Genomic DNA, 6370 nt, shown 5'->3' with positions numbered 1-6370 from the left:
TTGGTGACCTGCGCCAGCCCGATGTTATGAATCGTGTCGGGGTCCAGATCGAGGGTGGTGTATTCGCGGATCTGCTGGCGGTAATAGTCCTTGCCGTCGGGCAGGGCTTCAGCCGCCAGCGTGGTGCGCGCCTGTGGCACGTATTCGGTGCGGAAGAAGGCAAGCAGTTTTTGGTACGCGGGGATGACGTCGTGCTCGATTTTCGCGCGCGCATCGGCCTGGATGGCCGCGGCCGTTACCGCCGGGATGTTCGATGGCATCTGCTTCAGCGGCGCATAAAACGAGGTCTGCGTGGGGTCTTTCACGTCGGCGACGGCGGCAATGGACACATCGCGCCCTGCCAGCACCGCCTTTGGCACGCTGAAGCCGCGCTTCAAACCCGCCCGCATGTTGGCGATTTCCTGGTCGAAATAGGCCGGCACCTGGCCGAGGCGATCCACGTAGTGGCGATAATCGGATTCGTTGCGCAGCGAATCGCTGCCAAGGCTATCGTCGAGTTCGCTCCAGAACGCCGAGTCGCTGTTGAACGGCATCTGCCACTGCTTGAATTGCTGGTCGGCGATGAAGTTGCGGATCTGCTCGCGATAGATCGCGTAGTTCACCTGCTGCGCCGGGGAAAGCGCTTTCGGGTCGATCGCATCCAGCTGGCGCATGACCTTCTGCCAGTAATCGAGCCGTTCCTGTTGGCTCTTCGCATCCACTTGATCGAGTCGGCCGCTGTTCGGCTGGGCTTCGCCGGACGCGCTCACGCCGGCCTGGCCGGTACGCCACGCCCATTCCTGTTGATAAAGCTGCTTGAAGCGTGCGTCTGCGCTTGCTTGCTGCGCGAACGCCGGCATGGTCAACAGCAAGCCTGCGGCCAGGTATCCGATGCGGGTGGCGAGTTTCACTGTGTTTGATTCCCTGTTGAAGACATCGCGGCCATGGCGGCCGACACGGCATCTTCCACGCTCCAGCTATCCAGCGCCTGTGGCGAAAGCTGGGGCAGGGCGGCGCGCAGCAGCAAGGCGCGCGTTTCGTCCTTCACGCGCGCCACGCGCAGGCCGACACCGCGCGCCTGCAGCCAACCGGAAAAATCCCCAAGCGACTCGAGCGCAGTGCTATCCAGATCGGGCGACGCCTCCAGGCTCAACACCACCTGCCTGATAGCGCCATGCCCCTGCACCTGTTTGCGCGCCAGCGCCATCACCGCCTCGGCGTTGGCGAAGAACAGCGGTTCTTCCGGGCGCAGAATGAGCATGCCGCCCGGTTGCTCCGCATTGGGATGCTGCGCGATATCCACGAAATCGTGACTGCCGGGGAGCCGGCCGAGCACGCTGATGCGCGCCGCGGCCAACTGGCGCAGCAGCAGGATCAGGCTGAAGGCAATCGCGAACAGCAGGCCATTGAGGATGCCCAGCGACAACACCGCGATCACGGCGGCCAGCGCCAGCAAGCGGTCGCGCTGCCATTGCAGGTACGGGCGGAACACCGACAGCCGCCATGACTTGCTTACCGCATGAATCACGATCGCGGCCAGCACGGTCAGCGGAATGCGCTCGATCCAGCGCAGCAACAGCCACACCATCAGCAACACCATGGCCGCTGCGATCAGGCCGGCCAGCCGCGATTGTGCGCCGGCCGCCTCATTGGCAGAGGTGCCGGAATAACCGGCGGCCACCGGCATGCCTTGGCACAGGCCGCTCAATACATTGGCCAGACCCAGCACCAGCAGATCGCGATTCGGTGCCACCGGATCATTGTGCTTCAACGCAAAGCCGCGAATCGAGCTGTACGACTCGGCATACAGAATCAACAGCAAGGCCGCCGCCAGTTCCACACTTGGCAACCACTGGCCGCTGGACGGCCAGACCGGCATGCCGAGGCTCATCTGCATGTGGATGGTGCCGGTGAGCGGTACGCCGTGCGCCGCCAGCCAACCGGATGCGGCGACCCCGAGCGTGATCACCAACAGGCTTCCCGGCAAACGGCGCAAGCGCTCGCAGGCATACAACAGCAGCAAGGCCAGCAGGCCGGTAGCCAGGGTCAGCGCATGGATCTGCCCGGAGGTACGCACCAGGTCGGCGATCAGCAAGGGCACGAAATCGCCGCTCAGCCCCGGCCAGCCACCTAGATGCGGCAGCTGCTTGAGCGCGATGACGACCGCCAGCCCGAAGGTATAGCCGCGCAACACCGGACGGGCGATAAGGTGCGAAAGGCCACCGAGGCGCGCCGCGCCCGCGATCAGAAAACATACGCCGCCCAGCAACACGAGCGTCGCCGCCACCGCGACGCGATTCACCCCGGCGCCCGCCAACAGCAGGGTACCTGCCGCCAGCACCGCCGCCGAGGACGACGTGGACGAGACGACCGCGAAGCGGCTGGTACCCAGCAAGCCGTAGCAGATCAGCCCGATGAACAGCGCCACCACGCCCGCCTGCGGCGGCATGCCGGCGATGCCGGAATAGGCGACCGCTTCGGGGATCAACAGGCCCGCTATGCCCAGGCCCGCCAGCACGTCGGCGATGCGCGCCGACGAGGTGGCCGTGCCGCTCATTGGATTTCTCCGCTCCAACCCGGCAGATAAGCCGTTTCGTGCGAATGCGCGAGCAACAATGCGTCCTGCAGCAGTTTGGGGGTAACGCGACTGCCCTTGAGCTTGAGATTGCGCCGGTAGAAATCCGCCCACAGGAATTCCGAGTAGGGCGTGGCGTCCTTGGCATAGCCACCGGCAGTACGCACGCGCGCAGCCAGGGTGCGGTAAGGATCGTCGACCAGATCAGCAAGGCTACGCGGAATCGCGTCGTATTCCTGCCGCTGGCCGTGTTCGTTGTAGGGATGCGCCCAGCGATTGAATTCCATGGTGCGCCAGAACACGTCCGGCAGCAGCCAGGAAAAATCGCGCTGGATCATCACCGGCACTTGCTTGACGCCTTCCTCGCACAAGGCAAGACCGAGGTGATGGTGATCGACGATGTAGACCTGATGCTTGGGCCCGATCACCCCCGGAAACCAGTGCGCGGCCAGCAGGTCTTTGCGTTTCTTCTTGCCGAGCTTTTCCCACTCCGCCCGTTTCTCCGCCACTTCCGCCTTGCCCACCGTCATCTGGGTGGGCCGCAGCTTGGCCGGCGCAATCGACAACAAAGGATGACGCACGCCTGACGACATGAGGTGACTCCTGCGGTAGCCCTGGTTGGCGCAGGGTAGCTCAAGCGTGCAGGCGCGGGTTGGACTAACCGCCTATTCAAGCCCCGAGTAATAGCCGCGCATCGCCTGCATGTAGGAATTCAGATCACGATCCGGCGCGCTCTGGAATATCTCGCCGGTCTTCTCCATTTGATCGATGCGGTCCGGCCGGAAATTGCGGAAGTCCTTGCGCAGGCGGCACCAGGTGCCGAGCGTCCATTTACCGCCCCAGAACGCCAGGCACAACGGTTCCACCTCGCGCTCGCTGGCGCGGCCCGCCTCGTCTTTATAGAGCAGCCGCAATACGTGCTGGGCTTCGATGGCCGCATGCAGCTGGTCGATGCGCTCGGCGAAGGCGGTGGAATGCGCGTCGCGCCAGATCGGCGCATAAATGCGCGTGCGCGAGGAACGCTCGCGCAATTCCGGCGGCAACACGGCCTCGATCTTCAACAGCGCCGCTTGCGCCCCGGCGGCCAGCTTCTCGCCCGCGAATGCGCGGACAAAGCGCGTGCCAACCACCAACGATTCGAGCTCTTCGGCGGTAAACATCAGCGGCGGGATGTCCGAGCCCTTGCGCAGCATGTAGCCGACGCCGGCCTCGCCTTCGATCGGCACGCCCGAGAGCTGCAGGTCGGCCACGTCGCGATAGACCGTGCGCAGCGATACTCCCAGCATTTCCGCGAGTTGGCGCGCCTGCAGCGCGGTACGTCGACCACGCAGGGCGTTGATGATGAGGAAGAGGCGATCGGCGCGACGCATCCACGCATGATCGCCCAGGTCGGGTTGGCGGACCAGCGTCCGAAGTCATGCAAGCTCGTCGCAGGAGCTGAGACGCTGCCATGCGAAAGGCATGCAAGCACACCCGTTGCCATCGGCCCTCGCGCGCGGAAGCTGACCCTGCGATGCATGTCGTCGTCTTGAGCGAGATTACAGATGCCGCACTTCAGCGGGCGCGTTCTGCCAGTTGTTGTTGCGTCCATCGGAAAAGCGCAACGGTGCCTCGATCAACTCGGCCGGCTCGGCGTCGTCCAGGCAGAATACGTTGACGAAATAGAAATCACCGCCCAGTACATCCAGGTGGCCTTTGCCGAACGACCGGATGCCGCAGTGCTTGCAAAACAGGTGATGCATGCTGTGGCTGCCGAACTGGTAGTCGGACAGCTCCTCCGCGCCGCTGATCAACCGGAATGCATCCGGCTTCGCCACCACACCCCACTGCCGCGCCTTGGTGCAAATGGAACAATTGCAGCGCCCCGTGCCTTGCGCGAGATCGATATCCGCTTCGAACGTCACTGCACCGCAGTGGCAACTGCCGTGATAAGTCTTTTGCATGGTGAACTCCTGGGTGATGGTTATGCACCGCTCAAGCCGCCGGACGGTTCATCCGGCGACGGCATGTGCAGGGTGGAAGCGGCGCCCGGCACCACCAGCACGCGCCTGCGTTCCGGCTCGAATGCCGGCGTGAGTTGCGCGACCCGATTGCCTTTATCCGGCCTCTTTTCCTCCTGTGCGGCGGGCAATCGATATTGACCATCCATCAACAGGCCCCGTAGATACATCGGCCGATACGCGGCCAACAGCCAATTCATGAAATTGTTCGTAGTCATGACGTCATGCCGCCTGGACGATGTCGACACGTTCGCCGGCCAGCCACGGCGGCGGTACGGCGTGCTTGAACAAGCGATACCAGTGCTCGCGGTCACTGGCGTTGTAGAGATCCAACGTGTGGATGATTTCCCGCGCAAATTCGATGCTGCCCAGATGACTGGCAGTGATCACGCCGCCATCGCTGACGGCAAGCACATGGGCGTCGTATTGATCGTGTCCGCTGTATGCCGGCACCTCACGGCCGATCTGTCCTGCCCAATTGCCGGTATGACGGCAATGGTCGAGCAAACCGGCACGCGCCAGCAGCGGCACGCCTTGGTCGATCGCGGCAACCGGTGCGCCCGCTTCATACACACGCCGCACTACCGACGCAGTCTGCTCACGCTGGGTGGACAACCACAGATGCCCTCCGGGCAGGATCAATAATGCGGCAGCATCCAGGTCAAGCTCATCCACGCTTAGATCGGGCACCACCTGCAGGCCGCTCATCGACATGACCGGCTCGCGCGTGAAACCGGCGCTGCGTACTTCCCATTCCCCCGGGCGGCGGACTTCAGCCAGGGCCAACGCCACCTGCCAATCCGCAAACCCGTCGAACACCAGCACATACATCGTGTCGCGCATGATCGTCCCTCCTTTTTCGATGCCGGGAGCTTGCGCCCCGGCTACTGCCAGCGTGTTGTCAGCAGCACGCTGCCGACCGGTTCAGGCCATCGACTGGCTTCCGTGGGCCTGAGCCCGGACAATGGCGGCCCCTTTGCCAGCAGGTTTGCCATGAAGCCCATCTCGCTGATCCAGTTTCTGATCGAAGAACGCCGCGCCGGCCACATCAACGCCGAGCTCACCTTGCTGGTCGAAGTGGTGGCACGTGCCTGCAAGCGCATCGCCGTCGCCACCAACAAGGGCGCCATTGGCGGCGTGCTGGGCGAGGCGGGGACCGGCAACATCCAAGGTGAAGCGCAGAAAAAGCTGGATGTGATTTCCAACGAGATCCTGCTGGAGGCCAACGCCTGGGGCGGCCAGCTCGCCGCCTGCGCCTCCGAAGAGATGGAAGATCCGCAGCCGATTCCCGACATGTATCCGAAGGGCCATCACCTGCTGCTGTTCGATCCGCTGGACGGCAGCTCCAACATCGACGTGAACATCTCGGTCGGCACGATCTTCTCGGTACTGCGTTGCCCGGATGGTATTACCGAACCGAAGGCCGAACACTTCCTGCAACCCGGCACCACGCAACTCGCTGCCGGCTATGTGGTGTATGGCCCCGCCACCGTGCTGGTGCTGACCTTCGGCCACGGCACGCACGAGTTCACGCTGGATCGCGAAGTAGGCAGCTTCACCCTCAGCCGCCGCGACATCCGCATTCCGGAACAAACCGCCGAGTTCGCCATCAACATGTCCAACCAGCGTCACTGGGAAGCGCCGATGCAGCGCTACATCGGCGAACTGCTGGCCGGCAAGGACGGTCCGCGCGGCAAGGATTTCAATATGCGCTGGGTGGCCTCGATGGTGGCCGATGTGCATCGCATCATCACCCGCGGCGGCACCTTCTTCTATCCGCTCGATGCCAAGATCAAGAGCAAAGGCGGCAAACTGC

General features: G+C 63.6%; 8 protein-coding genes. 1 reads left to right on the top strand and 7 read right to left on the bottom strand.

Features of this window, described 5'->3' with window-relative positions:
* The 7 genes from VMA74_RS05425 to VMA74_RS05395 all read right to left on the bottom strand — a co-directional run.
* The coding region (locus tag VMA74_RS05425) for a DUF885 domain-containing protein (RefSeq protein WP_325365573.1) at positions 1–839 on the bottom strand (839 nt) is incomplete at its 3' end.
* Positions 840–886: 47 nt separating this feature from the next.
* Entirely contained in the window at positions 887–2536 is a 1650-nt protein-coding gene (locus VMA74_RS05420; RefSeq protein WP_325365571.1) for a SulP family inorganic anion transporter, read from the bottom strand.
* A complete protein-coding gene (locus VMA74_RS05415; protein WP_325365569.1) occupies positions 2533–3147 on the bottom strand; it encodes a ParB-like protein in 615 nt (204 codons plus the stop codon). The genes VMA74_RS05420 and VMA74_RS05415 overlap by 4 nt, the downstream gene beginning before the upstream one ends.
* 72 nt (positions 3148–3219) lie before the next feature.
* Positions 3220–3924 (bottom strand): YafY family protein, encoded by a 705-nt coding sequence (locus tag VMA74_RS05410; protein WP_325365567.1) that lies wholly within the window; start codon positions 3922–3924, stop codon positions 3220–3222.
* Between the two features lie 168 nt (positions 3925–4092).
* A complete protein-coding gene (locus VMA74_RS05405; protein WP_325365565.1) occupies positions 4093–4497 on the bottom strand; it encodes a GFA family protein in 405 nt (134 codons plus the stop codon).
* A gap of 20 nt (positions 4498–4517) precedes the next feature.
* Positions 4518–4754 carry a hypothetical protein gene (locus VMA74_RS05400; protein WP_325365563.1) on the bottom strand — a complete coding sequence of 79 codons (237 nt, stop codon included), beginning with the start codon at positions 4752–4754 and terminating at the stop codon, positions 4518–4520.
* 22 nt (positions 4755–4776) lie between these two features.
* The gene (locus tag VMA74_RS05395; protein ID WP_325365561.1) at positions 4777–5397 is read right to left on the bottom strand and encodes a DJ-1/PfpI family protein; all 621 of its coding nucleotides are present in this window, start codon (positions 5395–5397) and stop codon (positions 4777–4779) included.
* Positions 5398–5547: 150 nt separating this feature from the next.
* Here VMA74_RS05395 and VMA74_RS05390 point away from each other — a divergent pair.
* Positions 5548–6370: class 1 fructose-bisphosphatase (locus tag VMA74_RS05390; RefSeq protein ID WP_325365559.1), on the top strand; the 823-nt coding region annotated here is incomplete at its 3' end.

The organism is Dyella sp. (assembly GCF_035508675.1).
In the GTDB taxonomy this organism is placed as follows: Bacteria; Pseudomonadota; Gammaproteobacteria; order Xanthomonadales; family Rhodanobacteraceae; genus Dyella_B.
This window is presented reverse-complemented; position numbering and strand designations above follow the sequence as displayed.